We start from the raw sequence: 26129 nt of genomic DNA, 5'->3' as shown, positions 1-26129 counted from the left end.
GCGGGTCGGCATGTCGGCAGCCCATCGGCTCCTCGGTGGGCAGCGCCACCGTGGCCATCAGGTCGGGGTCTCCCAGGGCGGAATCAACACGGCCCTGAAGTTCTCGCCTCCGTACATCGACTCGTAGAAGATCTCGACCATCAGGCGCTCGCTGACGAGCGTCCAGAACCAGGCGTGCTCAGCGCGGTCGAAGTCGTCGAAGAACAGCAGGTGCACGACTTGGCCGGCGAGCACGGGGACACCTGGCTGCAGCGTCGACACCTTCGGGTGGAGCGAGTGCCCCTGCGTCAGGCGCCTGTAGGTCCTCAGGTCCCACTCACCCACCACTTCGCCGTCCACCCGTACGACGCTGGTGGTGACTATGGCCGGACCGAGACCGGCGTTGACGAGCTGGATCCCCGTCCTCGTCCCTTCGAAGTTCAGCACCCGCCGGATCTGCAGGAGCGGTCTCACCGACTGACGATTGTGCGACCGGATGCTTCGCGATTCCGTGAAACTCACCCAGAGCGAAGCGAGTGCGATCACGGTCGCCGACACAGAAATCACGGTCTCCGGCTTCATGGGCCCCTCCCTCGACCACAGTTGTAGCCGGTCACCGCGCCACCGTGGACCTGTTGCGGACCGCCATCCCATGATCATGACCGCAGCCGGTAGTCTGTAGCCGCTCCGTCCCTGGTGGGCAGGGGCGTAGGTGGGTTGCCCGAGCGGCCTAAGGGAACGGTCTTGAAAACCGTCGTGGCGCGAGTCACCGTGGGTTCAAATCCCACACCCACCGCAAGTGCAACGACCCCTGACCAGGCAAGACGGTCAGGGGTCGTTGTGTTGACGGCTGGTGGGGTGAGTTGACGGTGGTGCGGGCCGGTGTCGGTGTTCGTCTCTGGGCGTGGTCGGCATCGCTGTTCGTGGGTGTTGTGGGGTGGCCTTTGTCGTGTTCGGCGGGGCTACGAGATGCGGTCTGTGGGAGGGGCGCTGATTCTGGTGGGGACGGTTTAGCCAGCGGAAGGAGCCGCCATGTCTGTGATGGACAAGCTCAAGCAGATGCTGAAGGGCCATGAGGACAAGGCCGGGCAGGGCGTCGACAAGGCAGGCGACTACGCCGACGACAGGACGCAGGGGAAGTACAGCGGTCAGGTCGACTCCGCGCAGGAGAGGCTCAGGCGGCAGATGGGCTCGGAGCAGAGAGGGCAGGGCGACCCCGGCCGCGAGGACCCGCCCCGGTAGGGGTGCCGTGGTGACGCCGCGGCCTGCGGGATCCGTCAGTCCAACTCGTCCTCGTCCTCGTCCTCGTCCTCGGTCGACGATCGCGCCACGGTTCAGGTAGGGCACGACAGCGGGTTCCGAGACGTGGCGTGGCGCGGCGTGGCGTGCTCGTCGGCGGTGGTCTCCGTGACCGGTGCACGACCAGTCGACGACCGGCCCAGCCCGATCCGCCATGACGGTCCGCGAGCCAGCTCCCACGGCCGGCGCCCGGAAACGCGGGCGCCGGCCGGTCGTCCGTGTGAGGGGCGGGCCTCGGCCTCACGCCCCCCGGCCCGACATCCGTGCCGCCGAAGCCACCGTCGACCGGGCCTCCCGTTCCGTGAGGCCGGTGCGTACGGCTGCCTCGACCAGCGCGTTCGTGAGGTCGGGGCCGAGGCCGTTCTCGTACGCGCGGCAAGCGGCCCAGAAGAGGCGAGTGTTGCGTTGGCCCTCCTGGGCGGTCAGGACGAAGTGGACCAGGCCGTGGCCGTGGCCGCCGGTCGAGCCCGAGGGGTTCGTGCGGGCCGGTGGCAGCAGGAGGCGGAGCAGGGCCGGTGGGCAGGGGGCCGGGGGGAGGTGGGAGGTGCCGGGGGCCGTGCCGTAGACGCCGTGGTCGGTGCGGGAGCCGGGGCCGACGAGATAGCCGCCGGCGCCGCGGATGTCGATGCCGGGGGCGAGTCGGCTGGCGGAGTTGGGGACGACGACGTCGGGCGGGCCGGTGAGCCAGAGGTGGCGTCCGCCGCTGGGGGTCAGTACGACGACCGTCTCGGGGATCGTGAAGAGGTGGCGCAGGGCCAGTTCGCGCAGGGCCGCCGAGGAGTCCGTACCGGATTTCGTGTCGAGGTCGACGCCGATCAGATGGTGGGGGCGGAGGCCGCAGGCGATGCCGTAGCCGGTGGCCCAGGGGGCGGCGGCGAAGAGTTCGCGGACGCGGCGGGGGTCGGTGGAGGCGTCGTGGACGCCGTGGCCGAAGCGGCCGCACTCGCCGTGACAGGGGCGGGGCGTGGGCTCGTCACGGTGGGGGGAGCGCAGGGCCGGGAGCTTCGCGCGGGAGAGGGGGATCACCGCCAGTCCACGTTCGGCGGCGGAGAGGGCGTGTGCCAGGGCCAGGGTGCCGGTCTGCCGGTCTGTGGTGGCCATGCCTCCATGTTCGTACGCGTGTTCGATAAAGGGAAGGGGGTTCGGGGTGTGCTTTCGGCCGTCGAGGGTCTGTTCGCGGGTTGGTTGGAAACGTGCCGGAACGCTTCGCCCCTTGTCTCACCTGATCTTGCTGCCGCTGGCTGGGCTTATCGCGGCTGAGCTGGGAGTTCCTTGATCCAAAGGGGTTTATCGACTTGTCATCACGCTTCAGGGGGAATGAGAGCTTCCGCGGTGGTTCGCCGGGGATTCGGTGGGCAACTCTTGCTTCGCGACGTCGAAGACCAGCAGCGAGGCGGTCGGCCAACTGCCTCGGGGCAACCCGTACTTGTGTGAAAGCCCTGGAGGAAATGCACATGGCAAGCAGCCATACCGCCCGCCTTCTCGCCGCCGTCTCGGCGCTCCCGCTCGCCGCTGCCCTCTTCACCGGCGTGGCGGCGGCCGACAACGGCTCCTTCGCGGACGACTCGTCGAACGCCGGCGTGGCGAACATCGTCGGCAGCGGTGTCGGCCGTGACAACAACGGCAACTCGTCGACCTCGCAGCAGCAGGCGAACGGCTCGGGTGCCTCGAACCAGAACAACACCGCGCAGGTCGACGGCTCCGGCTTCACGGCCGTGGACCAGAAGAACGCCGTCGTCGGCTTCGCCGACCTCTGGTGAGCCGATCGAGGGCGGGCCAGGGGTCCGAGGGTGGGCGGATGAGGTCGCCCGGCCCTGAGGCCCCGGGGTCCGACCCTCGGGTGTGGGACGTGTGGGACATGTTTGTGGGGTGTGACACGCCTGTGCGGCGGTGCTTCGGCACCGCCGCACAGGCGTTTTCGGTGATCTCGCGCGTATGCGTACGGGGTGCCTCGGCAACCTTGACAGTTCCGGCATCAGTTCCTTCAATCTGACGGGTAGTCAGAAATCTTCGGAGGGGGAACGGTGGCGGTGACCGAGGACCTGTCCGCACGGCTCAAGGCCTACGAGGGGAGGGCGGCCGTCATCGGCGGCCGTGGCAAGGATCCCGTCAACTCGCCGATGATCCGGCACTGGTGCGAGGCAATGGGGGACACCAACCCCGCGTACACCGGACCGGACGGGATCGCCCCGCCCACCATGCTCCAGGTGTGGACGATGGGCGGGCTGAGCGGGCATGAGACCCGCTCGGCGGCGTACGACGAACTCCTCGCGTTGCTCGATGGCGCCGGCTACACCTCCGTCGTCGCCACCGACTGCGAGCAGGAGTATCTGCGGGCGCTGCGGCCGGGGGACCAGATCACGTTCGACTCGGTCATCGAGTCGGTGTCGGAGCGGAAGACCACCAGGCTCGGTACGGGGCACTTCGTCACGACCCGTATGGACGTGCGGGTCGGTGAGGGAGACGACGGACTCGTCGGCACCCATCGCTTCCGGATCCTCAAGTACGCCCCGGTCGACGTCCCAGGGAAGCGCGCCCCGGCCGACGATCACGGCGAGCGCGCGCCCCGACCTCGGGAACGGCAACCTCGGGAAGGGCAACCTCGGGAAGGGCAACCTCGCGAACAACGGCCCCGGGAGCAACAGCCGCAGCGCCCCCGCCCCGTCGTCAACCGTGACAACGCCGGGTTCTGGGAAGGCGTCGCGCTCCACCGCCTTCTCATCCAGCGCTGTTCCGACTGCGCCACACTCCGCCTCCCCTGGCTGCCGGGCTGCAACGCCTGCGGCTCGCCGGAGTGGGACACGGTCGAGGCGAGCGGCGACGGCACGGTCTACTCCTACGTCGTCATGCACCACCCGCCCTTCCCCGCCTTCGAGCCGCCGTACGCCGTCGGGCTGGTCGAGCTGGCGGAAGGGGTGCGGATCGTCAGCAACATCATCGGGGTGCCGTACGACAAGGTACGGATCGGAATGTCCGTACGGCTCGAATTCGCGCGCTACGACGAGGGGTTGGAGTTGCCGGTGTTCCGAGTGGAGGAGGAGGCGACGCACGTATGAGGACCCGGGCCGGTGACGTGCTGGCGCCGCTGGAGATCGAGATCACCCGCACGCTCGTCGTCGCGGGGGCGATCGCCTCGCGCGACTACCAGGACGTGCACCACGATCCGGAGCTGGCGCGGTGGCGCGGGTCACCGGATGTCTTCATGAACATCCTGACGACGAACGGGCTGGTGGGGCGGTATGTCACCGACCACTTCGGGTCGGCTGCCGTCCTTCGCAAGGTGGCCATCAGGCTCGGCGCGCCCAACTACCCGGGCGACACGATGGTGTTGACCGGCACGGTCGAGACGGCCGACGGCCGCACGGTCACGGTCAGGATCATCGGCGAGAACGGCATCGGCAGACACGTCACCGGAACGGTCACGGTCACGCTGCCGGACGTGGACGTGGACGTGGACGTGGACGCAGAAGCACACGCACAAGCACAGGGCGCCGCATCGTCGTCGGTCGAGGACGCGGTCGGGAGCGTCCCCGCCCGCACGACAGGGGACGTCGAATGAGCGTACGAACCAAGGACCGGCTCGGCGGCCGTGCCGCGATCGTCGGGATCGGCGCGACCGACTTCTCCAAGGACTCGGGACGCAGCGAGCTGCGGCTGGCCGTGGAGGCGGTGCGGGCGGCGCTCGACGACGCGGGGCTGGCCCCGGCGGACGTGGACGGAATGGTCACGTTCACGATGGACACGAGCCCGGAGATCACGGTCGCGCAGGCGGCCGGCATCGGCGAGCTGTCCTTCTTCTCGCGCGTCCACTACGGCGGCGGCGCCGCGTGCGCGACGGTGCAGCAGGCGGCGCTCGCGGTCGCGACCGGTGTGGCGGAGGTCGTGGTCTGCTATCGGGCGTTCAACGAGCGCTCGGGGCGGCGGTTCGGGTCGGGCGTACGCCACCGGGAGCCGTCGGCGGAGGGCGTGGCGCTGGGCTGGACGCTGCCGTTCGGGCTGCTCACGCCCGCGTCCTGGGTGGCGATGGCGGCGCAGCGCTACCTGTACGCCTATGGGCTGACCCCCGAGGCGTTCGGGCACGTGGCCGTGGTCGACCGGAAACACGCGGCGACGAACCCGGCTGCGTACTTCCACAACCGCCCCATCACCCTCGACGAGCACGCGGCGTCGCGCTGGATCGTCGAGCCGCTGCGGCTGCTGGACTGCTGCCAGGAGACGGACGGTGGCCAGGCGCTCGTCGTGACCTCCCTGGAGCGCGCGCGGGATCTCCCGAAGCCGCCCGCCGTGGTCGTGGCGGCCGCCCAGGGCGCGGGCCGGGCGCAGCAGCAGATGACCGGCTTCTACGACAGCGATCTCACCGGGCTGCCGGAGATGGGCGTCGTCGCCCGGCAGCTGCGGCGGACCTCGGGGCTGCGGCCGGACGACATCGACGTGGGCATCCTGTACGACCACTTCACGCCGTTCGTGCTGATGCAGCTGGAGGAGTTCGGGTTCTGCGGGCCGGGAGAGGCGGCGGACTTCGTCGCCGAGGAGCGGCTGCCGCTCAACACCCATGGCGGGCAGCTCGGCGAGGCGTATCTGCACGGGATGAACGGCATCGCGGAGGCGGTACGGCAGCTGCGGGGCACCTCCGTGAACCAGGTTCCCGGCGCCGAGCGGGCGCTCGTCACCGCGGGGACCGGGGTACCGACCTCGGGGTTGGTGCTGGGGACGGACGGGTGAGCGGTCCGGATGTGGTGTCTGAGGGGGGTTTCGGGCACTCTGGGGCCCGATGCCGTACAACCCGGGCAGGTGTTTCTCAGGGGTACACCCTCAGTACTTGGGGGCTGTTCATCCACCTCCAGTAGGTGGGGCCTGCCCCACTTCTACAACCTGAGGGGGATTCGTCTTCGGGACCTGCGGCCGATCCGCCGGGCAGGGCCCGCTCCTAGCGTGGAGCCATGACCACACCCGTCTGCACCAGCGCTTCGAAGGCCGCTGCACCCGTGACGCGGACCCTGTCGACCTCGCCGCGGTCGAGCTCGGCCCTGTCGACCTCGGCGCGATCGACCCCGGTCCGTTCGGCCTCGACCCGGCCGGCCCTGTCGGGCCTGACGAACCTGTCGTACCCGTCGTTCTCGGCGTACGTGAAGGCCCGCCAGCCGGTGCTGCTGCGGACCGCCCGGTCGCTCACGGCGAACCCGTGCGACGCCGAGGACCTGCTGCAGACCGCGCTGGCCAAGACGTATGTCGCCTGGGAGCGCATCGAGGACCACCGGGCCCTCGACGGCTATGTACGCCGGGCGTTGCTGAACACCCGCACGTCCCAGTGGCGCAAGCGCAAGGTCGACGAGTTCGCGTGCGACGAACTGCCGGAGCCCGACGGGGTCCAGGCCGCCGACCCGGCCGAGCAGCAGGTGCTGCACGACGCGATGTGGCGGGCGATCATGAAGCTGCCGGCGCGGCAGCGGGCCATGGTAGTCCTCAGGTACTACGAGGACCTGAGCGAGATCCAGACGGCCGAGGTCCTCGGCGTCTCGGTCGGCACGGTGAAGTCAGCGGTGTCGCGTGCGCTGGGCAAGCTGCGCGAGGACCCCGAACTGGAACCGGTGCGCTGACTCGTTCGTTGGCCTGTCAGGTGGTTCCCGTCTGCCCGGACCAGGACTCGTACGTCTCGGACTCGTACGTCTCGGTTCTGTACGTCTCGGACTTGGGCTCGGCGGGCGACTCTGTCTGATCGATCATCCTGTCCCCTAGTGACATACCGATCGGTATGTGAGCAGAATCGGCGCGACCGTTACCACCGCGTAGGCAGAGCCGCCCCGGGAGGACGCCGTGCTGAGCACCATGCAGGACGTACCGCTGTTGATCTCCAGGATCCTGACCCACGGGTCGAGCATCCACGGGACGTCGCAGGTGATCACCTGGACCGGCGAGGGCGAGCCCGAACGCCGCTCCTACGCCGAGATCGGCGCCCGCACCGCGCAGCTGGCCCACGCCCTGCGCGAGGACCTCGGAGTCGACGGCGACGAGCGGGTCGCGACTCTCATGTGGAACAACTCGGAACACGTGGAGGCGTACTTCGCGATCCCCTCCATGGGGGCCGTCCTCCACACCCTCAACCTGCGCCTGCCCCCCGAGCAGCTCGCCTGGATCGTCAACCACGCCGCCGACCGCGTGATCATCGCCAACGGTTCGCTGCTGCCCCTCCTCGCGCCGCTCCTCCCGCACCTCAAGCCGGTGGAGCACGTCGTCGTGGCCGGGCCCGGCGACCGGTCACTGCTCGCCGGAGCGAGCGTCCAGGTGCATGAGTACGAGGACCTGATCGCCGGCAAGCCGACCACGTACGACTGGCCCGAGCTGGACGAGCGCTCCGCCGCGGCGATGTGTTACACCTCCGGCACCACCGGCGACCCCAAGGGCGTCGTCTACTCCCACCGCTCGATCTACCTGCACTCCATGCAGGTCAACATGGCCCAGTCCATGGGTCTGACGGACGCGGACCTCTCGCTCGTCGTCGTCCCGCAGTTCCACGTCAACGCCTGGGGCCTGCCGCACGCGACCTTCATGACCGGCGTCAACATGCTGATGCCGGACCGGTTCCTGCAGCCCGGTCCGCTCGCCGAGATGATCGAGACGCAGAAGCCGACGCATGCCGCCGCCGTTCCCACCATCTGGCAGGGCCTGCTCGCGGAGCTGTCCGCCCGCCCGCGTGAGGTCGCCTCGCTCACCCAGGTCACCATCGGCGGCTCGGCCTGCCCGCCCTCCCTCATGGAGGCCTTCGACAAGCTGGGCATGCGTGTCTGCCACGCCTGGGGCATGACGGAGACCTCCCCGCTCGGCACGATCGCCCGGCCGCCGGCCCATGTCGAGGCCGGCTCGGAGGAGGAGCTTGCCTACCGCCTCACCCAGGGCCGCTTTCCCGCCTCCGTCGAGGCCCGCCTCACCGGGCCCGGCGGAGAACGCCTCCCCTGGGACGGCGAGTCCGCCGGTGAGCTGGAGGTCCGCGGCCCCTGGATCGCGGGCGCGTACTTCGGCGGTCAGGGCGCCGAACCCGTACGTCCCGACGACAAGTTCAGCGAGGACGGCTGGCTGAAGACGGGCGACGTCGGCACGATCAGCCCCGACGGCTTCCTGACCCTCACCGACCGCGCCAAGGACGTCATCAAGTCCGGCGGCGAGTGGATCTCCTCCGTCGAGCTGGAGAACGCCCTCATGGCCCACCCGGACGTCGCCGAGGCCGCCGTCGTCGCCGTACCGGACGAGAAGTGGGGCGAACGCCCCCTCGCCACGGTGGTGTTGAAGGAGGGCGCCACCACCGACTTCGCCGCCCTGCGCGCCTTCCTCGCCGACGAGGGCCACATCGCCAAGTGGCAGCTGCCCGAGCGCTGGACGATCATCGAGTCGGTGCCGAAGACAAGCGTGGGCAAGTTCGACAAGAAGGTGCTGCGGAGGCAGTACGCGGAGGGCACGCTGGACGTGACGCAGATCTAGGACGCGTCGTGGTCACGTGATGATGGGGCGGTGTTTCACGTGAAACACCGCCCCACATCCATGCCTTGTGGGCTCAGTTCGTGCCGACTCGTGCCAGCAGGTCCACGATGCGGGTCTGTACCTCGGTGCTCGTCGAGCGTTCCGCGAGGAAGAGGACCGTCTCCCCCGAGGCCAGGCGCGGGAGTTCGGACTGGTCGACGGCGGCGGTGTAGACGACGAGCGGGGTGCGGTTCAACTGGCCGTTCGTACGCAGCCAGTCGATGATTCCGGCCTGGCGGCGGTGCACCTGGAGCAGATCCATCACCACGAGGTTGGGCCGCATCTGCGCGGCCAGCGTGACGCCGTCCGCGTCGGACGCGGCCCGCGCGACCTGCATGCCACGCCGTTCCAGCGTCGCGGTGAGGGCGAGCGCGATCTCCGCGTGCTCCTCGATGAGCAGGACGCGCGGCGGGTGCTGCTCGGAATCGCGCGGCGCGAGCGCCTTCAACAGGATGGCCGGGTCGGCACCGTACGCCGCCTCCCGCGTCGCCTGGCCGAGCCCCGCCGTCACGAGGACGGGGACCTCGGCGGCCACGGCGGCCTGGCGCAGCGACTGCAGTGCCGTGCGGGTGATGGGGCCGGTCAGCGGGTCGACGAACAGGGCGGCCGGGTAGGCCGCGATCTGCGCGTCCACATCCTCGCGGGAGTTCACGATGACGGGCCGGTAGCCGCGGTCGCTCAGCGCCTGGTGGGTCGCCGCGTCCGGCGCGGGCCACACCAGCAGCCGGCGCGGGTTGTCCAGCGGCTCCGGGGGCAACTCGTCGTCCATCGGCTGTGGATGCGGCCGGTCGGGGACCTCCACCGCACCGCCGGGCCCGTCGAGCGGCTCGGGACCTTCGGCCGCGTTCTCGTCGGGCGCCCCTATGGCGTACGAGCGGCCGGCACCCTCCGTACGGCCCGTCAGCCGGGACTGCCCGGCGAGGGACGGCTGCGGCGGGAGCGGAACCTGCCCGGCGAGCGAGGGCTGCGCGGGCAACGGGGCCTGCCCGGCGAGTGAGGGCCCCGACACCTGCGCCGGTGCCTGCTGGAGCTGGGCCGCCGCCTGGGCGGAGGGCGTGGTCTGGCCGGTGCCGATACGGAGGCCGGTGCCGCTGGTCGGGGTGGACTGCGGGTGGGGGCGCGCGCCGGTCTCGGGGCGGTCGCCGGTCGCTTGGGGCGGTGTCCCGAGCTTGCGGCGCCTGCCGGAACCACCGGGCTGGTTCGGGGCGGGCGTGGCTCCGGTCTGCGTCTGCGTCTGTGCGCCTGCCTGAGCTTGGGCCTGAGGGCCGCCCTGGCGGGAGAACGGGACGCCCTGGCCGAGCGTCCGCACGCTGATCGCCCGTCCGTGGGTGGAGTTGGGGTCGACGGGGGAGGGGGCCGGGGTAGCCGGGGCGACCTGCGCAGGGGCAGGGGCAGGGGCAGGGGCAGGGGCAGGGGCCGTGGCTTCGGCGGGTAGCGGCTGCGCGACGCGTGGCTGCTGCTGTACAGCGACCTCCGGCGGCAGGGGGGTGCCCGAGGAGGGGGTGGACTGCGGGGGCAGCGGCGCCTGCGGAGCCGTTACGGGGATGCCGGCGCCGAAGGTCTCGTGGCGGGGGTCCGGCCAGGTCTGGGGCTGGGGCGCGGCCTGAGCGGGGACGGGCTGCTGTGCGCCGGGCACGCCTTGGGCGGGCACGGGCTGGGCGGTGCCCTGCACCGGCTGCGCGCTCTGTACGCCCTGCACGGCCTGAACCCCTTGTACGCCCTGAACTCCTGGTACGAGGACGGACTGGCCGAGGGCTCCGACCTGCGCGGGCGCCTGCTGCGGGTTACCGGGGACCCCTGGCGGCGGGACGGCGCCCTGGGGAACGACGGGTTGTCCGACGGCTGCTTGTGTTTGGACGGCGCCCCCTGGAACCCCCTGCGGAGCGACGGGCTGTCCGGCCGCGACCCCGGCCGGGACGGGCTGACCGGGGGCAGCGGCAACGGCCTGTGTGGGCGCCTGCTGCGGGCCGCCCGGGACACCCTGGGCGGACACGGGCTGAGCGGCGGCCACCGCTGCGCCCTGCGCAAGCGCCGACTGACCCGGGCCTCCCTGTGGGGGAATCCCCTGCGCGGGAGCACCCTGGGCCGACACCCCTTGCGCGGGCGCCATCGTGGCCACGCCGTCACCCTGCTGGGGAGCGGGCTGCCGTACTGCCCGGCGGCGGCCCGTCGGCGTGGGCACCGGGTGCGGCTGCGGCGGTGTGTGGTCGTCGGCGGGATGGTGCGGCGCGGCGTCATGACGACCGTCGTCGACACCACCGGCGGGGGCACCCGACGTCTGGCCGGCGGCGGCCACTTGACCCACGCCGGGGATCTGCCCGGCGCCGACGGCCTGACCAGCGCCGAGGTCCTGCGCGGCGCCGGCGGCTTGACCGGCGCCGACCACCTGGGCCGCACCGACCGCCTGACCCGCACCGACCACCTGGGCCGCACCCGGACCGGCGATGCCACCCGGCGCCACCGCGCCGCCCTGCGGGATCTGCTGTCCGACCCCGGCGACCTGCTGCCCGATGCCGGCGGCAGGCACCGGCCCTCCGGCGAGCGCGGGCCCTCCGGCGGGCACAACTCCCCCTGCCTGCACGGGCCCCCCGGCGGGAACCGGCTGCCCAGTGGGAACCGGCTGCCCTCCAGCGGCAGGGACCAGGCCCCCGCCCGTGCCGACCGCACCCTGGCTGCCGGCACCGTCGTACCCTTCCCCGCCCTGCACCGGCACGTCGGCAACGCCGGGTGCGGCGGGCACGGAGGCTGCGGTGTTACCGGCGGGCAGAGGCATCGGCAGGGGAGCGCCGGGCGCACCCGGCCCCGCGGGCAGGGGCACAGGACCGAGTCCGGCCGCCTGCGCGTACTCGGGTCCCCGGTCGGCCTCGGCAGGCGGCAGGGCGAAGACGGGGCGCGCGCCCGGCTCGGGCGCGGTGGGTCGTTCCTCCGCACTGGCGAGGGCGCGACGACGGCGTCCCGTGGGCTGGGCGCCGGACGCCCCGCCGGAGCCGGCGTCGTCGGCGGTCGCCTCGCCGGCCGGGCTCGGCCCCGCGGGCAGCGCCGGTGGCAGAGCGTTCTGTGCGGCGGGTTCCCGGCGCGCCCGACGCCCGCTGGGCGCGGGCACGCCCTGCGGCGGCACCGTTCCGCCCAGTCCGTTGGCGGCGGCAGCGGCACCCGCCGCGTGCTCGGCCGCCATGACGACCGCGCCCTCGGTGGCCACGGGCTCACCGGCGGCTCCGGCGGAGGTGACCTGCCCGCGCCGCCGCCCGGCACCCCCGGCGTCTTCGGCTTCGACGCCCTGCACGGGCACGGGACCCGCACCGGCAGCGGCCGAGACCCCGTTAGCCGCACCAGCCGCACCAGCCGCACCAGCCGCACCAGCCGCACCAGCCGCACCAGCCGCACCAGCCGCGACCGCCGTGTCCTCAGCCCTCCGCCTGCGCCGCCCGGTGGGGGCGACACCGGCCTCGACCTCCTGGCCCTCGGGAGCGTCCTCGCTCTCCAGGAACGCGTCCACCGACGACCGCCGCGCACGCCTCCGCCCGCCGCCGACGGGGGCCTGCTCGGGCAGGGCGACCTCCGCACCGGTGGCCATGGGCCCGGAGTCGGTGCCGGCGCCCGTCACGGCGGGCGGCGCAGCGGCGGGCACGGCCCCGGCACCGCCACCCAGCGGCACCTCCAGCACGTACGCGCTGCCGCTCATCCCCGGAACCTCGACCGTCTGGAGCACACCGCCGTGCGCCCGCACGATCCCCTGGACGATCGGCTGGTGCACCGGGTCTCCCCCGGCGTACGGCCCGCGCACCTCGATGCGGACGACCTCACCGCGCTGCGCGGCCGCCACGACGACGGTGTTGTCCATGTAGCCGCCGGTGGACATGGGCGCGTTGCCCGTCGCGTCGACGCCGGCGACGTCCGCGACGAGATGCGCGAGCGCGGTCGCGAGCCGCACCTGGTCCACCTCGGCCTCGATGGGCGGCGCGTGCACGGCGAACTGCACCCGCCCGGGCCCGACCAGCTCCACGGCCCCGTCGACACCGGCCGCGACGACCGCGTCGAGCATGACGGCCGTACGCACGAGGCCGTCCTCGCCCGCGTCGATCCGCTGGTAGCCGAGGACGTTGTCGATGAGCGTCGTGATCCGCGAGTACCCGGCGGTCAGGTGATGCAGCACCTGGTTGGCCTCGGGCCACAGCTGCCCGGCGTCGTCGGCCGCGAGCGTGCCCAGCTCACTGCGGAGTTGGTCCAGCGGGCCGCGCAGCGAGGTGCCCAGCACGGCGAGCAGCTGCTCGTGCCGCGCGGCCAGCGCCTCGTACCGGTCCTTCTCGCGCTCCCCGAGCGCCGCGTACCGCTCGTCCCCGGCAGCGAGTTCCTCGACGTGCTGCTCGCTCAGCTCGGCCAGCTCGGCTGCGTGCTCCTCCCGGACGCCCGCCAGCTCCGCCGCGTGCTCCTTGGCGAGCCGCTCCAGCTCCTCCGCGTGCGTCTCGGCCTCGGTGTCCTTCTCCTCGGCGAGCTTGTCGTACGGCCGCCGGTCGGTGAACGTCATCACGGCACCGACGAGCTGATCCCCGTCACGCACCGGCGCGGTCGTCAGGTCGACCGACACCTTCTCGCCGTTCTTCGACCACAGCACCTGCCCGCGCACCCGGTGCTTGCGCCCGGAGCGCAGGGTGTCCGCGAGCGGCGACTCGCCGTACGGGAAGGGAGCGCCGTCCTCGCGCGAGTGCAGCACGAGCGTGTGCAGCTCGCGTCCACCGAGGTCACTGGCCCGATAACCCAGTATCTGGGCGGCGGCCGGATTGACGAGAACGATCCGCCCGTCCGTGTCGGTCCCGACCACACCCTCGGACGCGGCCCGCAGGATCATCTCGGTCTGCCGTTGCGAACGCGCGAGTTCGGCCTCGGTGTCGACGGTGCCCGAAAGATCTCGTACGACCAGCATGAGCAGCTCGTCATTGGCCGAGCCGTAACCGTCGTACGCCTGCTGACCGTTCTCCAGATTCGCGCTTGTGACCTCGACCGGGAACTCGCTGCCGTCGGTGCGACGGGCGGTCATACGGGTCGGCTTGGTCCGTCCCGTCGGGTCCATGGTGTCGGGCCGCCGCATGGAGCCCGGGATGAGCCGGGAGTCGAACTCCGGCAGCAGGTCCAACAACCCGCGCCCGACCAACGCGGTCCCGGGGGCCTCGAAGGCCTCCAGCGCGATCGTGTTGGCGTTGACGACGGTCCCATTGGCGTTGACCAGCACCAACGCATCGGGCAGCGCGTCCAGTATGGCTGCGAGGCGAGCAGCGCCTCGGGATGGCCTGCTGCTCACGAGACGCTTCCTCCCTGTTACCGCACCTTGCCGACCGCCGGGCCCGTGGCCATCTTGCCAACCGGTCCGCAACGTGTCACGCGAGGGAGTCTACGGGCAGAGGTTGCGCTCGCGACGCCGGATGAGAGGGAGGTCGCACACCGAACATCTGGAGATGCGGTGACTGTGCGGACGGGGATGCCGTGACCGTGCGTTTTGCCGGAGGGCCTTGCCTGCGGCACATATGTACGGGCTGTGCACACTCCGCGAGAGGCCTGTCCGCGCCGCCGGTCGGATGGCTGGTTTCCCTTGTCGCCTTCGCCTTCTCCTACGCGCGGATCCTCTTCTCCCTCTTACGCGCGTTCTCCCTCTTGCGTGCGTTCTCTCTACTTACGCGTGGACGTCCGGCAGTACGGGCACCAGCTCGTCCCAGCGGGCGATCTCGCAGCCGTTCCCGCGGTCGAAGCGGGCGTCGACGCGACGCCCGGCCCAGGTCCCGGTGACGTGGGCGGTGGCCGGTCCGCCGTACTGCATCGTGCACACGGTCCCGGATCCGACCGGCGCGAACGGATCGGTCCCCCACGTCGTCCGCCGGTCGAGCCGCCCGCACGCCTCACGCGCGTCCGGGTGGCTGCCCCCCTGAGGATGGCACCGCAGCTCGAACGTGCCGTCCGCTCCGCCGCCGGCATCCCGCACGGTCACGGTCAACCGGTCCCCGGGCTCGACGGCGGCGACGGATGTGGGCAGCGACGCCCGCGACACCGCCTCGGCGGCGTACGCGTCCGGCGCCACCGGCGCGAGCGTGCCGGCGGCGGCCGCGGCGAGCGAGGCGACGGCGCCGAGGATCAGCCGACCCAGGGCGGCGGGGCGGCCGGGGGGCGAAGTGAGAGGGAGCGGGCGTGCGGCCGGGGTGCGGGCGGGAGACTGCGGGCGTGCGGCGGGAGGAGTCTGCGACATGACCTGACTAACGCCACGCCCGGCCCACGGTTGCGGCGCCGCGGCGCCCCGTCTCCCCCTCGTCCCGTCAGCCCGACGCACCGCTTCCGACGTGCCATACGGCTTTGCCCTGCGGCCTCTCCGCCTAGTACCGTGGGAGCCGATTGGTGACAGCCCACTCGGCTGTGTCATCATCTGCACGCACCATTCGCGCTCGCGCGGGCGGTTGTGCTGGAGGCGTCGCCTAGTCCGGTCTATGGCGCCGCACTGCTAATGCGGTTTGGGACTTCAATCCCATCGAGGGTTCAAATCCCTCCGCCTCCGCGCTTGATCACCGAAGCCCCGGTCCACCCGACCGGGGCTTCGTCGTTCCCGCCCCGCCCCGAGAGTGCCCCCACAGGGTCTTTTCCCAGGTCACAAGGGCTATGGATAACGGATTTCACAGGACGACGGCAGTCATGTAATGTTCTTCCTGTCGCCGCGAGCGGGCCGAAAGGGCCGGGAGCAGCAGAAAACAAAACAAGCACTCGTAGCTTAACGGATAGAGCATCTGACTACGGATCAGAAGGTTGCAGGTTCGAATCCTGCCGAGTGCACAGCAGACCAGAGGCCCTGTGGAGTGATCCACAGGGCCTCTGGCTTTTGCGTTGACGGCAGTGTTTGACGGCAACCCTGGATCGCACGGTGACAGGGCAAGCGCTCGGACCGTCGCCTTTCGTCCCATCTGTTGCCATCACCTCTCTCATTCCGATAGAACCCGATACGCGCGGATCATCATGGCCTGGCCGCTGCTGAAGGTGGCGTGCGCACGTCGTCCTTCTGGCGGATGCCTCGGCTGGACGGCAGTCCCGCACCCCCGGTGGGGCTCCCGGGGATCGATCATGTGAACCAGGGGGGTATCACCGCATTGGCAATGACTAGAGGTGAAAAGGGATGGTTCAGCGGCGTAAGCGCTTTGGCTGTGGTGCTGCTCCTGCTGCTACTCAGCTCGTGTGGCGACGACTGTGAGGACGTGGCGGCGGCGCCGGGTGCGACGGTCACTGTCACGGCCACTGTCACGGCCACTCCGGGCCCGGCTGGGAGTCAGGTCGGGAAGAGCGTCGACAGTGCATCGGAGAGAGCACGGCAGAGCGGGTTGAGCGTTGCGGTCCACGACGCCAGCAATCAGGACGAGGCTCCAGGCGGGGACTGGACGGTGTGCTTCGAGAAAGCGACCTTGAGCAAGGTCGACTTCGCTGCCGTGCCAGACGGGGCGCCGTGCCCGAAGAAGGATGGTCGACGCCTTCCCTGGCCCAAGATGCCGAACGTGAAGGGCACCACGTATGCCAAGGCCGTGGAGAAGCTGCGAGATGCCGTCGGTGACGTAGACATCGAGGCCGCCTACAAGGACGAGGTGGCCTACGACACGGACAACGAAGATGGTGACTACGCGAACTGGAAGGTGTGCTTCCAGAGCGTCAAGGCTGGGACTGCCCTGCCGTATGAACCAGATGTCACCCTGCATGCCGTGGAGAAGGGTGAGGCGTGTCCGTCATCGAAGGGGCTCTACAAGGACCCCACGAACGATCCGGACTACGTCGACCCCGATTACGTCGACCCCGACGACGGAGGGTCTGGGGACGACAGCAGCAGCGGGGGCGGCGGTAGCAGCGAGGAGGACTACTACCCCGGTGACAAGGGTGGATGCCCGCCTGGCGGTTGCTACAACCCGTGTCCGCCCGGAGGCTGCCGGTAGAACGCAAAGCCCGCGCCAATGTTGCTCTGGCGCGGGCCCTCGTAGGCGGGGTGAGCTGTCCAAATCACCTCAGGGCGTCCCCGACGCGGTCGAATGCCAAGCGCTGGGAGTCGAGTCGCACGAAGGTGTAGATGTCCATGGTCACTCGGATCGAGCTGTGGCCGAGGACTTCCATGATCATGCGGGCGTCGGCTCCTTGCTCGTGGAGGAGGGACGCACAGGTGTGCCGCAGGTCGTGAAAGCGGACCTTGCGTACGCCGGCCCGAACAGACAGCGCCTCGAAGGAGCGGTTCAGGTTGCGCGGCTCGACGGGGGTTCCGTTCCGCGTGGTGAAGACGAGCCCCTGCCCCGTCCCCTTCCAGTTGTTGCCCGCCGCCTTCCGGTCGGCGATCTGTTGCGCGCGCTGAGCCCGGAGCGCCGTCACGCACTCGGCAGGCAGGGCCACGCGGCGGGCCGAGCGCTGGGTCTTCGGTGCGACGATCAACAGCTCGCCGCCGACCCGCTGTAGAGCCTGCCGGACGGTGAGGACGCCTTCGTGGAGATCCACGTCCGACCAGCGCAGCCCGAGCAGCTCACCGCGTCGTAGGCCGATGCGGACCGCCAGCTCGTACGCGGCCCACAGCCGATTCTCCCGAGCAGCTGCGAGGAGCTGACGTCCTTCCTTGGCCGTGAGCGGTTCGATCTCGCGCTTCGTCCCCATGCTCAGCTCCACGTTTCGGGCCACGTTGCGGGGCAGCTCGTCCTCACGCACGGCGTGCTGGAGGGATGCACGAAGGATCACCAGCAGGAAGCGCACGGTCCGGTCAGAGGGGAGCTTCTTGCAGCACCTGCCGAGGGCGCAGCATCGCCGCTTGTGCTCCGCGCGCTTCTTGTCCTTAGCCTGGGCGCAGCACTGGCAGGTGGCGGCCGTCTTCGCCAAGAAGGCGCGTATCTCCCGAGCGGTGAGCCGGACGAGCTTCTTCTTGCCGAAATCTGGGGTGACGTAGTTGCGGACGAGGGACTCGTAGTTGACGTAGGTCGTTCTGCGGACCTTGCTCTGTGCGACGTTCGTCAGCCAGTACGTCAGGTACTCGGCGATGGTCATCTTGTTGGTAGCGACCGGGAGGCCGCTGAGGGAATTGGCCTTGAGCTTGGTGAGCTTCTCGTGGGCGTCGTCCCAGGTCTTGCCGTAGACACTGCGCCGCCTGTACGTGCCGTCTGTCGCGAGGACGTACGCGCTGCCCTCCCAACGGCCGTCCTTGCGGAGGTAGATGGTGCCTTCGTTGTTGGCGTTCTTCTTCGACTGGGCCATCAGGCAGCTTCCTGTTTGGTGCGGAGGGATATGTAGGCGTCCACGGCGGTTGCGCTGATACGTCGGCAGCGGCCGATCTTGAAGGAGGCGAGTTCGCGGGAGCGGATCAGGTCGTGGACCTTCCAGCGGCTGATACCGAGACGCTCGGCGACCTGGTCCACGGTGAGCACGGCGGTGGTCATGCAGGCATAGCCCTTTCGTGCTTGAGCTGTTGGCTCCAAGCGAGGTCGTGGCGGACCTGGGCGGCGAGGAGTTCTTCACCGGGGCGGTAGCCGCTGCTGAGGTAGGTCCAGGAGGAAGCGGTGACGAGGGTGGTGGTCTCGTCGTCGACGGGGAGGCCAGCGCGGATGCGGGCGGCTTCGGCTTGGGCGGTGCGCCAGGCTCGGCGTACGTCGCGGAGTGCGCCGAGGGTGGTCGAGTAGGCGCGGGATTTGCTGGAGAAGTGGCCGCGGAAGCCGAGCATGTGGGCCCACTTCCAGAGCTTGAGGTCGGCGAACTCGGGGAGGTGGCCGAGCGCCCACGCGGTGCGGATCATCTGGCGGGCGTGCTGCTGTACGGGGAGGTCGGTGAGGGGTTCGGCCTGGCCGGTGCCGTCGCAGTCCTCGCACAGGTCGCGGAAGCCGTCGGGGCCGCGTACGTAGCCGCGTCCGGAGCAGGGGCGGCATACGAGGGTGCGGTCCACGGTGCCCGCGCCTTCGGCGTTCTTGGTGGCGTACTTGGCGACGTATCCGGCGACCTTGGCGTCCGTGAGTTCGCCGTCTCCCAGGGCGGAGATCTGGTCCACCTTGTAGCGGTCGCCCCAGCGGATGACGCGTTCGCCGACCGCGTCCGACTCGACCGTGAGCCGGGCGCGCTCGACCGCCAGGCCGACGGCGACGCGAAGGGCATCGAAGGTGGCCCAGGCCGGGGGCGAGGTGGTGTGGCCGTCGGGGCCGTCGAAGCGGACGACCGCGTGGAAGTGGACCAGGCCGCGTTGCTGGTACTCGGCGACTTTGGCGAAGGAGACGCGGAGGGCCGAGTGGAGTGCCTTCTGCGTCATGCCGAGGTGCTCGGCGAGGGCGCGGCGCAGGTAGGTGGTGAAGCGCGCCCAGAGGGCCCCGGCGTGGGCGTTCCACAGCACGGCGCCGGTGTAGTCGTAGCTTGCCGGGCGGAGCGGGGTGCCGAGTTCGCGTGCGTCCTGGGAGTGGCTTTCGCCGCACGCGCAGGGACGGGGCTTGACCGCGTCGGTCGTGGGGCGGTTGTGGACGGGGCCGAAGGACGGGGCGGTGAGGGTGACGAAGGCGCGGGGGTGGTCGCGGACGGCTTCGGCGACGTTCTTGCCTCCCGACAGTCCGGCCTTGATCAGGTGGTAGGTGTCGGCCGCGTAGAGGCGGGAGCAGGCCGGGCAGCGGGAGGCGCGGCGGTTGCCGCAGGTGGTGAGGAGGCGGCCGGAGGGTTCGTCCTCGGAGCGGTAGGAGCGGACGACTTGCTTGGTGGTCTGGTCGGTGGTGATCGTCCAGCCGTGGAGGTTGACGGGGCTGGTGCAGCCGCGCAGGTCGCGGACCTGTTCCGTCACGCGGTCGAAGTCGTCGGTGTTGGCCAGTTCGACCAGGTCCCGCAGGCCGGGGCTGATGACGTGGCGCAGGTCGAGGGGGCGGCGCATGGGTGGCGGGGTGTCCTCTCTGGCGCGAGGGTGAGGACCTGCGGGCAGCAGCGATTCAGTGCGCTCGGGCTGCTGCCCGCAGGCATGGCGAGTCGGGCCCAGGGGGCGGTGGCGGTGGTGGGTGCCGGGAAAGCCGGCGGAAGGGATGGCCCTACAGAGCGGCGTGCAGCGCGGTGGCCATGGGCAGGCCGATCCCGAGTCGCGTCTTGAGCTGGACCGCCGTGATCGGCTCACCGTGCTCGGTGCGGTGGGATGTCGCGATGGAGCGTGCTTCGGTCAGCAGCGGCTCAGGGACCTTGACCACGGGTGAAGCGGGAGCGGGAGCCGGGGCGATCGGAGGAGCGACCGGGGCCGGGGGCGGCTCCGCAGGGCTGGGGGCTTCGGGGCCAGTCGCGGGCTCCGACTCGATCTCGTCCGGCAGCGGTGCCGGTACGGCGGGGCGCGCAACGGTGTGGAAGGCGCGCAGGAGCTGCGGGCCGACGGAGCCCCAGCCGAGGAGGAGCAGCGGGGCCACCGCGTCGACGGCGGCGCGGCCGTAGTGTCCGGCGACGATCGGTTCGGCGACGTTGAGGGCGAGGGTCAGCAGTCCGGAGAAGTGCATGAGGCGGGTCGCAGCCGTCATCTGGTCTGCGGGCAGGCCGCGCAGGGAGAGGTAGCGAAGGGCGACCAGGAGGCCGACCACGGACAGGTCCACCATCGGGGCGATGAGCGGTGCGATCGGGCCGGGGACGCCGAGGCGCAGGGCGAGGGACCAGACGTTGCCGAAGGAGAAGACGAACGCCAGCGCGGCAATGACGATCATGACGGCGGTGATGGTGCGCTGAGTGATCCGGTCTTCTGTCATGAGTGTTCACCTCCTCTCCTGGGTGTCGGGGACGTGCGGGGGCGGTGGGGCGCGCTGTTCAGGCGTCGAGCTTCGTGAGATCCACGTCCGCCACGCGAGGGCCAAGGAAGGCTTCCAGCAGGGCGGAGGGGTCGGCGGTGAGGTTCGCTGTCTCTTCGGCGATGCGAGCCGCTTCCGCGTCGGGTACGTACGGGGTGCGGATGCGGGTGAAGCCGGGTTGCGACTGGTGGTTCATCGACGCGACGCCGACGTATGTGGGGTCCTGGAGGTTGATGGGGTTGGCGTCCGGCCATTCCCGGATCTCGTCGCCGAGCGCGGCCACCGCGGCTTCGGCAGTCTTCTGGGCGAAGCTCAGGCCCACGGGGCACACGTCGCGGATGAAGGTGGGGATCGCGTCGCCGGTGGACTTTTGCGTGGTGAGGATGACGAGCAGTCCCACGGACCGGCCCTTTTTCACCAGGTCTTCCACGAGCCGGGCGTTCTCGGCGGCGAGCGCGGCCAGCTTCTTCGTCTGCTGGTCGCTGCCCTTGTGGTCGCGGAAGTAGGTGTGGGCTTCGTCGACGATCAGCACGACCAGGGGCCAGCTCTCGGAGGGGCCGACGTCCCACACGGACTTCACTCCGAGCACCTGGCGCACCGAGGCCGAGCGGGCGCGGCGCAGCTCCACCAGCTGCCGGAACAGCTTGTTGGCCTCTTCCAGGTCATCGCCGACGAAGGCGAACATGCGTTGGACCCAGTCGGCGTAGTCGCCTTCGTACGCTGCCGACACCTTGCCGTCAGCGCAGGCGAACTGCACTGCGGGCGAGGGTGCCCAGTCGGAGAGAAGCTGGTTGATCAGGCTGGTTTTGCCGAAGCCGGGAAGGCCGGCCACGGTCACGCCGGGCACCTGCGTGAGGTTCACGGACACCGGTTGTGCGTACTCGTCCAGGCCCAGATCCCACCGGGCAGTCTCCTCCGGTGGCTCACCCGTGGGGTGGTGCTCGGTGGGGAACTTCAGTGGGTCCAGTCGCACACCCCGGATGAGCACCTGCCCAGGCTTGTCCTGGGTGACCGCGACCCGTGTGCACCGCCAGGCATCGGCCAGGTGCGGGCCCGCCTTCTGGAATTGCTGGAGGCCGACGCCGGGCAGGCACTGTGCCCGCGCGATCACCCCGTACGCGTCGTGCTTCACCTTCAAGGTGGGGATGAGGACACGGGGTTTGGTGGGCTTGCCGTTGGCGTTCGCCATCGATGCCAGCGCGGTCGGGGTCTTGTCCGTGGCCGACAGCCTGAGCATCGGCGCGAGCCGCTTCCAGCCCCACCGCACGCGTATGGCCTGCCGTATGGACTGCCGGGTCATGGCATCGGCGCACGCGTAGCGGACCATCCACCAGATCGACCATCCGGCCAGCACGGCGAGCGCCAGGGCGACGACGAGCGGGATGTGACCGAGGACGCCTTCCGCCGGGGTGTTCGGATCTTTCATGTGCGGTTCTCCAACGGGTTGTAGAGGAAGGCCATGAGGGCCGATTCGAGGGCCGCCCGATCTGGCGGGGCGTCGATGCGGGGATAGCCGTAGCCGACGAGTACGGCCGCCGCCGAGTGCACGAGCAATTCGGTGAACCGGGCATCCGGCCCGGCGTGAGGCAGCGGGTAGCCGCACTCAGCGCCGGACCGGAGATCGGTGTCGTTCACGCCGCCTCAGCGGTGGGGGCCACCAGGTCCAGCCGACCCGCGCGGTAGGCGATGCCGTCCGAGAGCGAGCCGTTGAAGATGCGCGCCCACGGAGTGGCGAACAGCTCTACCGGCATGACCGGGACACCGGGCCGGAGGCCGTTGGGCAGACCGGTCTCCGGAACGGTGATCTTCAGAGCTTCGGCACGGTCCTCCTCCATGAAGAAGAGGGTGATCGTGTAGAGCTTCGCGCCGGTCTCACGGTCGGTGGCGAACTGCGTCTTCTCCTGGTCCGCGTACTTGGGCACCGGCAGGGTGCCGACCATGAACGAGGAGGTGGGGAGCAGGCCAACACGGATGCGTGCCATGAGAGTTGGGTCCTTTCGATTGCGCTTCACCGGGGCGGTGGGCGTGATCACCATTGAACATAGCTGACCTAGCAGTGTCAAGTGAATCGGGTGAGCTAGGTATCAACTGACATGGGTCACCTATGTCAGTGGGGTGTGCTAGGGGTGCTAGAAATCGCTACTCTTGGGCCATGAGCCCCGCGCCAGAGAGCAAGCAGGACCGCCGGCCGCCGTATCAGCACGCTGCCGACGAGCTTCGGCGCGACATCTTGCAGGGGCGGATCAAGCCCGGCGAGCAGATGCCGGCCATTCGCGAGCTGCAGGAGCGCTTCGGCGTAGCCAACATGACCATGAGGTCCGCGCTCAACGTGCTGCGCGACGAGGGCTTGATCTACACGATCCATGGTCGGGGGAGCTTCGTCGCAGACCATGACGGTGGGGGCGAGTTCTCTGCGAACTACACCGCGCCAGCCTGGTACTTGTCGAAGAAGGGCGAGAGGCCGGGCCAGGCAGAGCCAGGGGAGGGAGGACCCGACGACGCCGATGCCGCCGGGGCCACCCTCGCTGAGACGCTCACAGCACTACGCGACGAAATCCGCGCACTCAGCGCTGATCATCAGGAACTGCGCCGTGAGGTCGAGGAGTTGAAGGCAGCTCAGCAGCCGAAGCCGTAGTCCTGAGCCGGGCCACTTCCTCTCGCAACTCCATCGTCTCCCTCCTGAGGCGGCCGACCATGGCGCGCATCTCTCTGACCAGCGCGGCCACCTGTTCCGTGTCCCCGACGTGAATGCTGGTCGACCCCATTTCGTTGTCCGGTATGTGCTCGGTCATTGCTCCCGCTTGCCGCCGTGCCGTCGTTGCGTATCGCGATTGCTCGAAGCGGCGAGGCATGGTTGATCGGCTGTCCGACGACCTCTCTCGCAGGTCCGGGGCCGGTCCACGGTGCCCATGTGTTCCTCGCACGCTGCTCGGCCGCTCCCCTGGCCTACGTGTCTAGTCCCAGGTGATGTTTGACGTTCTGGTCCCAGATGATGCTTGACGGTGGGCCTAGACAACATCGGAAACCTTGTAGGGCTTGTTCGCCTTGACGTGGCGGACGGGAATGTCGGTCGTGCGCCGGATGACCCGGACCTGCCCGTCCAGCTCGACGGTGATCGTCGTCTCAGACACGTGCACGGTCACCGTCTGGCCTGCGTACGGGCGGCCGAGGGAGACGCTCTGGCGGCAGACCATGATCGTGCCCACAGCACTGATCCGCCGCTGCACCCGCACCGGCTCGATGCCCGGCCGCGGTGGCGGTCCGGCCGGACGCAGGCCCCGCAGCCGACGCACTTCCTCTCCGGTCAGCGGGTTGGGCCGCACCCGCAGGAGTTCTCGCGAGGATGGGTCGAAGAACGACAGCGTCTCGTCGTCGAGGCGGATGCCCACCTGGCGGCCGCCGAGGATCTCCGCGGCCAGCACCTGGCGCCCGGCCAGGCCCACCAGGCCGCTGTTGTTCACGACCCGGTCCACCTCGAACGCCATCCCCTCACCGGCAGGCAGCGGGGCCGGTCCGGCCGTACGGCCGCCCCGGACAGCCAGCCGTCCCAGGTCAGCCACCGACAGGTGCGACCGCACGCTCTTGATCCGCGTCCCAGCGATCAGCAGATGGATCACCGACGTGTCCGCCCAGAACGTCACCGTCAGCCCCGAACGGGCCGGACCCAGCCAAAACTGCTTGCCCGCCACCTGCAGATTCCCACTCGCAGGCACCACCCGATCGAACTCCACCGGCCCACCGGGCTCCACCGCCGCGGCCGGGACCACCTCAGGCAGGGCGGCGGGCACAGCCGAGGCTTCAGCCGGAGCCGGAGCCGGAGCCGGAGCCGGAGCCGGGTCCGGGTCCGGGTCCGGGTCCGCTGGAGGTGTCCGCTGCTGCGGCACCAGCGCCAGCACTCCGGGAATCTTCAGCCCCAGCATGTCCCGCTCCTCCTCGGGCACCGGGGTGAACCGGTCTCCCGGAGACTGCATGTCCAAGGCCTGATGCGGACGCATCGAGTTGTATTCCTGCACCCAACGATCCAGTGCCGCCTGGGCCGCTTCGATGCTCTCGAACGCGCCGCAGTCGTCGAGGAGTTCACGCCGCAGCGTCTGATGGAACCGCTCCACCTTGCCCGTCGTGGTCGGCGACGCCGGCTGCGTCAGCCGATGCGCGATCCCGTTCTCCCGGCAGATCCGGTCGAACAACACCTCACCGCCCTGCCCGAACCGGTCGGTGAACTGCTTGCCGTTGTCGGTCAGCACCTCTTCCGGCACCCCGAACCTCCGCAGGGCCCCCGCGAACGCCGCACAGACCGCCCGACCGGTCGCCCGCTCCACCACCGACGCGATCACGCAGAACCGGGAATGATCGTCCACCCCGGTCACGACTTTGGCCTCGGTCAGCTCACCGGTCACCGTGTTGACCAGCATCACGCCGCCGACGATGTCCATCTGCCACAACTGCATCGGCCGGTCCCGCTGCCAGCGCTTGTAATCCGACCGCTTCCGCCGCCGCACCCCCGGCTCCACCAGACCGTGACGGACCAGGATCCGATACACAGTCATCCGTGACGGCAGCGGGCTCACCGCCCCGGACCGCTCCAGCGCATGAGCGATCCGCCGCGGACCCCAGCGAGGGTGCTTGCGCCGCAGCTCGCACACGGCCGTCTCCACCTCGGCGGAGGCCTGATGCGGACACGAGGCCGGCCTGCGTGACCGGTCCGCCAGCCCCGCCAGGCCCGAGGCGGCATACCTCGACTTCCACCCGCTCACCGTCTGCCGCGACACCCCCAGCGACGCGGCGATCTCCGTCACCGTCGCACCCGCCAGCACCGCGAGCACAGCCCGGTATCTCTGCTCGACAACCGACAACTCCACCAGAGCCAATCCCGGCCTCCCGCCACACGCCACAACAACGTGCACAGAAAAGCCGATCACGGCCACCGTCAACCATCAGCTGGGATCGAAGTGTCAAGCATCTCCCGGGACCGGACACTCCCCTGGCCTACGGAGCTGTTCAGAGTTTCTTTACTGGATCAAGGCGGCCCGCCTACGGCGTGCCGCGCGCGCTGGCGGCCACGGGCCGCCGCCGCTCCATGTCTCCGCCACCGCTGCGGCGGCCCCCGCCCACTCAGCGCGCAACACCGCCAGGGTGGGCAGCCAGACCAGGAAGTAACCCGACCAGTCCGAGCGCCAGAACCAGACCGAAGCGCGCCGGTGACGACCACACCGTGCCATCGGCCGCCGATTCGCTCCGAGAGATTCGAAGCCGACCTGAGCAGCGTCCCGACGTACACAACGCCCAGGCTGGAGGGCGTGCGGTCCGTGACGCATTCGGGCAGCGTGGCTGAGGCCCGTACGGGGTTGCTGGAGGCACACGTGACGGGTGCTCGTTCGGCGCACCCGCCGCCGTGGCTGACTTTCGGTGGCTGAGGCCAGAACTGCGTTCCTCGACGGGACTTCACCAGTGACTTCTCCAACTCGACAACAGGAAGCCGAGGTTGTGGTCGCACCCGCATTCGGGCACGGCGACCACCCCGGTACCATCGGCACCGGGGTCCTGATCAGGGCTTCCACGACCGGACCACCCGGAATG

At 70.3% G+C, this 26129-nt stretch carries 20 protein-coding genes, 3 tRNA genes and 1 pseudogene; 12 read left to right on the top strand and 12 right to left on the bottom strand.

Going from position 1 to position 26129, the window contains the following annotated elements:
• Window positions 1-57: 57 nt before the first annotated feature.
• Entirely contained in the window at window positions 58-453 is a 396-nt protein-coding gene (locus tag OG858_RS22590) for an AAA family ATPase (protein ID WP_256961066.1), read from the bottom strand.
• Window positions 454-690: 237 nt separating this feature from the next.
• Between OG858_RS22590 and OG858_RS22585 the strand changes: the two genes are divergently transcribed.
• Both OG858_RS22585 and OG858_RS22580 read left to right on the top strand, forming a co-directional pair.
• Window positions 691-775 (top strand) — tRNA-Ser (locus OG858_RS22585).
• A 236-nt stretch (window positions 776-1011) separates the two neighbouring features.
• The gene (locus tag OG858_RS22580; RefSeq protein ID WP_319068996.1) at window positions 1012-1221 is read left to right on the top strand and encodes an antitoxin; all 210 of its coding nucleotides are present in this window, start codon (window positions 1012-1014) and stop codon (window positions 1219-1221) included.
• Window positions 1222-1518: 297 nt separating this feature from the next.
• Here the strand turns inward: OG858_RS22580 and OG858_RS22575 are convergent, their stop codons facing one another.
• Window positions 1519-2379, bottom strand: a complete 861-nt coding sequence (locus tag OG858_RS22575) for a bifunctional DNA primase/polymerase (RefSeq protein WP_319267946.1) — start codon at window positions 2377-2379, stop codon at window positions 1519-1521.
• Window positions 2380-2732: 353 nt separating this feature from the next.
• Here OG858_RS22575 and OG858_RS22570 point away from each other — a divergent pair, with 353 nt between their 5' ends.
• The 6 genes and pseudogenes from OG858_RS22570 to OG858_RS22545 all read left to right on the top strand — a co-directional run bounded on the left by OG858_RS22570 (window position 2733) and on the right by OG858_RS22545 (window position 8751).
• Complete coding sequence (locus tag OG858_RS22570) at window positions 2733-3038, top strand: hypothetical protein (RefSeq protein WP_327744324.1); 306 nt, start codon at window positions 2733-2735, stop codon at window positions 3036-3038.
• A 264-nt stretch (window positions 3039-3302) separates the two neighbouring features.
• Window positions 3303-4334 (top strand): bifunctional MaoC family dehydratase N-terminal/OB-fold nucleic acid binding domain-containing protein, encoded by a 1032-nt coding sequence (locus tag OG858_RS22565; protein WP_327748685.1) that lies wholly within the window; start codon window positions 3303-3305, stop codon window positions 4332-4334.
• Window positions 4331-4714 (top strand): annotated as a pseudogene (locus OG858_RS22560) (MaoC/PaaZ C-terminal domain-containing protein); the annotation flags it as partial. The gene OG858_RS22565 and the pseudogene OG858_RS22560, both read left to right, overlap by 4 nt.
• Before the next feature lie 119 nt (window positions 4715-4833).
• A complete protein-coding gene (locus OG858_RS22555) occupies window positions 4834-6000 on the top strand; it encodes a lipid-transfer protein (RefSeq protein ID WP_319068988.1) in 1167 nt (388 codons plus the stop codon).
• Between the two features lie 218 nt (window positions 6001-6218).
• On the top strand, window positions 6219-6875 hold the full coding sequence (locus OG858_RS22550; protein WP_179201009.1) for a SigE family RNA polymerase sigma factor: 657 nt from the start codon (window positions 6219-6221) through the stop codon (window positions 6873-6875).
• A gap of 217 nt (window positions 6876-7092) precedes the next feature.
• On the top strand, window positions 7093-8751 hold the full coding sequence (locus tag OG858_RS22545) for a long-chain fatty acid--CoA ligase (protein ID WP_319267938.1): 1659 nt from the start codon (window positions 7093-7095) through the stop codon (window positions 8749-8751).
• 73 nt (window positions 8752-8824) lie between these two features.
• On the opposite strand, the gene OG858_RS22540 is transcribed toward OG858_RS22545, so the two are convergent.
• Window positions 8825-14086: a PAS domain-containing protein gene (locus OG858_RS22540; RefSeq protein WP_328544534.1), complete on the bottom strand. Its 5262-nt coding sequence runs from the start codon at window positions 14084-14086 to the stop codon at window positions 8825-8827.
• Between the two features lie 369 nt (window positions 14087-14455).
• The gene (locus OG858_RS22535) at window positions 14456-15022 is read right to left on the bottom strand and encodes an SSI family serine proteinase inhibitor (RefSeq protein WP_319068983.1); all 567 of its coding nucleotides are present in this window, start codon (window positions 15020-15022) and stop codon (window positions 14456-14458) included.
• A 212-nt stretch (window positions 15023-15234) separates the two neighbouring features.
• Between OG858_RS22535 and OG858_RS22530 the strand changes: the two genes are divergently transcribed.
• The 3 genes from OG858_RS22530 (at window position 15235) to OG858_RS22520 (ending at window position 16736) form a co-directional block, all read left to right on the top strand.
• Window positions 15235-15325 (top strand) — tRNA-Ser (locus tag OG858_RS22530).
• Between the two features lie 199 nt (window positions 15326-15524).
• A tRNA-Arg gene (locus OG858_RS22525) sits at window positions 15525-15597 on the top strand.
• A gap of 317 nt (window positions 15598-15914) precedes the next feature.
• Window positions 15915-16736 (top strand): PASTA domain-containing protein, encoded by an 822-nt coding sequence (locus OG858_RS22520; protein ID WP_330346564.1) that lies wholly within the window; start codon window positions 15915-15917, stop codon window positions 16734-16736.
• Between the two features lie 64 nt (window positions 16737-16800).
• Here the strand turns inward: OG858_RS22520 and OG858_RS22515 are convergent, their stop codons facing one another.
• The 7 genes from OG858_RS22515 to OG858_RS22485 all read right to left on the bottom strand — a co-directional run bounded on the left by OG858_RS22515 (window position 16801) and on the right by OG858_RS22485 (window position 22534).
• Entirely contained in the window at window positions 16801-18027 is a 1227-nt protein-coding gene (locus tag OG858_RS22515; protein ID WP_328544536.1) for a site-specific integrase, read from the bottom strand.
• Window positions 18027-18209: a helix-turn-helix domain-containing protein gene (locus tag OG858_RS22510; RefSeq protein WP_328544537.1), complete on the bottom strand. Its 183-nt coding sequence runs from the start codon at window positions 18207-18209 to the stop codon at window positions 18027-18029. Before OG858_RS22510 ends, OG858_RS22515 begins: the two co-directional genes overlap by 1 nt.
• A complete protein-coding gene (locus tag OG858_RS22505) occupies window positions 18206-19669 on the bottom strand; it encodes a replication initiator (RefSeq protein WP_328544538.1) in 1464 nt (487 codons plus the stop codon). Before OG858_RS22505 ends, OG858_RS22510 begins: the two co-directional genes overlap by 4 nt.
• A 151-nt stretch (window positions 19670-19820) precedes the next feature.
• Window positions 19821-20513 carry a DUF2637 domain-containing protein gene (locus OG858_RS22500; RefSeq protein ID WP_328544539.1) on the bottom strand — a complete coding sequence of 231 codons (693 nt, stop codon included), beginning with the start codon at window positions 20511-20513 and terminating at the stop codon, window positions 19821-19823.
• Between the two features lie 58 nt (window positions 20514-20571).
• Window positions 20572-21978, bottom strand: a complete 1407-nt coding sequence (locus OG858_RS22495; protein WP_328544540.1) for a cell division protein FtsK — start codon at window positions 21976-21978, stop codon at window positions 20572-20574.
• A complete protein-coding gene (locus OG858_RS22490; protein WP_328544541.1) occupies window positions 21975-22187 on the bottom strand; it encodes a hypothetical protein in 213 nt (70 codons plus the stop codon). Before OG858_RS22490 ends, OG858_RS22495 begins: the two co-directional genes overlap by 4 nt.
• Entirely contained in the window at window positions 22184-22534 is a 351-nt protein-coding gene (locus OG858_RS22485; protein ID WP_059083831.1) for an SCO3933 family regulatory protein, read from the bottom strand. Before OG858_RS22485 ends, OG858_RS22490 begins: the two co-directional genes overlap by 4 nt.
• 170 nt (window positions 22535-22704) lie before the next feature.
• On the opposite strand from OG858_RS22485, the gene OG858_RS22480 reads away from it, so the two are divergent.
• Entirely contained in the window at window positions 22705-23187 is a 483-nt protein-coding gene (locus OG858_RS22480; protein WP_328544542.1) for a GntR family transcriptional regulator, read from the top strand.
• A 373-nt stretch (window positions 23188-23560) separates the two neighbouring features.
• Here OG858_RS22480 and OG858_RS22475 read toward each other — a convergent pair whose 3' ends face one another.
• Entirely contained in the window at window positions 23561-25405 is a 1845-nt protein-coding gene (locus OG858_RS22475) for an IS481 family transposase (protein ID WP_328545292.1), read from the bottom strand.
• Between the last annotated feature and the right edge of the window lie 724 nt (window positions 25406-26129).

The organism is Streptomyces europaeiscabiei (assembly GCF_036346855.1).
Lineage (GTDB): Bacteria > Actinomycetota > Actinomycetes > Streptomycetales > Streptomycetaceae > Streptomyces > Streptomyces europaeiscabiei.
This window is presented reverse-complemented; position numbering and strand designations above follow the sequence as displayed.

Coding starts and splice junctions, on each gene's coding strand:
- OG858_RS22480 (WP_328544542.1), top strand. CDS start 22,705: ATGAGCCCCGCGCCAGAGAGCAAGCAGGACCGCCGGCCGCCGTATCAG.
- OG858_RS22555 (WP_319068988.1), top strand. CDS start 4,834: ATGAGCGTACGAACCAAGGACCGGCTCGGCGGCCGTGCCGCGATCGTC.
- OG858_RS22550 (WP_179201009.1), top strand. CDS start 6,219: ATGACCACACCCGTCTGCACCAGCGCTTCGAAGGCCGCTGCACCCGTG.
- OG858_RS22505 (WP_328544538.1), bottom strand. CDS start 19,669: ATGCGCCGCCCCCTCGACCTGCGCCACGTCATCAGCCCCGGCCTGCGG.
- OG858_RS22500 (WP_328544539.1), bottom strand. CDS start 20,513: ATGACAGAAGACCGGATCACTCAGCGCACCATCACCGCCGTCATGATC.
- OG858_RS22580 (WP_319068996.1), top strand. CDS start 1,012: ATGTCTGTGATGGACAAGCTCAAGCAGATGCTGAAGGGCCATGAGGAC.
- OG858_RS22575 (WP_319267946.1), bottom strand. CDS start 2,379: ATGGCCACCACAGACCGGCAGACCGGCACCCTGGCCCTGGCACACGCC.
- OG858_RS22535 (WP_319068983.1), bottom strand. CDS start 15,022: ATGTCGCAGACTCCTCCCGCCGCACGCCCGCAGTCTCCCGCCCGCACC.
- OG858_RS22520 (WP_330346564.1), top strand. CDS start 15,915: ATGACTAGAGGTGAAAAGGGATGGTTCAGCGGCGTAAGCGCTTTGGCT.
- OG858_RS22515 (WP_328544536.1), bottom strand. CDS start 18,027: ATGGCCCAGTCGAAGAAGAACGCCAACAACGAAGGCACCATCTACCTC.
- OG858_RS22570 (WP_327744324.1), top strand. CDS start 2,733: ATGGCAAGCAGCCATACCGCCCGCCTTCTCGCCGCCGTCTCGGCGCTC.
- OG858_RS22510 (WP_328544537.1), bottom strand. CDS start 18,209: ATGACCACCGCCGTGCTCACCGTGGACCAGGTCGCCGAGCGTCTCGGT.
- OG858_RS22495 (WP_328544540.1), bottom strand. CDS start 21,978: ATGAAAGATCCGAACACCCCGGCGGAAGGCGTCCTCGGTCACATCCCG.
- OG858_RS22485 (WP_059083831.1), bottom strand. CDS start 22,534: ATGGCACGCATCCGTGTTGGCCTGCTCCCCACCTCCTCGTTCATGGTC.